The following is a 1,232-nucleotide window of genomic DNA, read 5'->3' as shown; positions in this document are numbered from 1 at the left end:
ATCGACCCTCTTCAGCCGTTCGCCCAACAGCTCTCATCGACCGACACCGATGAAAGAGCGGTCATTCGTCCGCGCGGAATGCCGGGCAATCGGCCTCGCATATGCGGGCTAGCGCACAGTTTGAACCACATTGGACATTTAAATTGACTTTGAGCTTCCACAATATAAGTTCAACCATTTACCCTTAATACCAGCCCGCATCGCGAGAGCACGTCCCGCACGCCGAGCCGGCGCCCGCGGGACGGATTCCGGTGCACTGATTCGATCAACAAAGATGTGCGAGGTAAAGGGGACTTTCGTCATGGACCCGAACAAGGTCAGCTTGATTCTCGGCGTGTTGAGTGCCACTGTTACTGCTGTCGGGTGGGTATTTCTGAATCACCTCAGCCGGCAAAAAGACCGCGAAGAGCGACTCGCGTCGAATCTGCGAGCCGACAAAATCAAGCGATTGGAAATATCCCTGAAACAGGTTGAGGCGCAAATAGCCGAATTTTACGGCCCAGTTGACGGCCTGATTCATCAAATTTGGGCAGTGTGGGAAGTCAAGGAACGAATCAAAAGTGCAACGGCTGAAGACACCTGGCCCGGCATCGACCACTTTTTGGCCGAACGGTATTTTTCGGAAATGCACACGGATTTGCGACGTCTTATCGGCGAAAAAGTGCACCTGATTGAGGGCGCAACGATCCCCGAGAGTTTTTATGATTATATGAAACACAGTGTAATGGAGAATATTCAAATAACACTGTGGAACGACAAGAAAATCAGCACATTGAAGGCGGAGGGAATCAAATGGCCGGGCCAGTTTCAACTTGATGTCCAGTTCGGCTTGCATCGTTGTATGCAACGCTACGAAGCCTTACTCGAAGAACTCCGCTCGGGCCCTCAAGAGCAAGCGGGTTCGCCGGGCGCTTCCCTGCTTGGACCACAAATGACGCCGAGTTCCCGTTAGAAAGCCAATGACAGTCCAACTTTTCCGACCGGGTTCGGAATAGGGACGAGGAACACAGAATCTGAGAAGTTCGCCGTCCGCTATAGATAGGAGTTGCGGCCATTTGGTCCGATTCCTCGAAAGACTCTTGATAGCCGACCTCGGTAGCCGGCCCTCAAGAGCAACATCCTCAGTCGAGAGCTCTGCGTCCGTGGACGACTGCGGATTCAACCGGTCGATGCAACACAATCGGAACTGCGCGAGCAGCGGGAGTGTTGCAGATGAAGTACAGAACCCGGAC

At 53.2% G+C, this 1,232-nt stretch carries 1 protein-coding gene; it reads left to right on the top strand.

The genetic code is table 11. The features are described from left to right. Nucleotides 1–301: 301 nt before the first annotated feature. Nucleotides 302–952 carry a hypothetical protein gene (locus tag P0D96_RS47995; RefSeq protein ID WP_408321339.1) on the top strand — a complete coding sequence of 217 codons (651 nt, stop codon included), beginning with the start codon at nucleotides 302–304 and terminating at the stop codon, nucleotides 950–952. Nucleotides 953–1,232 lie beyond the last annotated feature (280 nt).

The organism is Paraburkholderia sp. RL17-347-BIC-D, assembly GCF_046027915.1.
Classification (GTDB): domain Bacteria; phylum Pseudomonadota; class Gammaproteobacteria; order Burkholderiales; family Burkholderiaceae; genus Paraburkholderia.
Note: the sequence above shows the minus strand (reverse complement) of the source record. Positions and strands in the feature narration are given on the sequence as shown.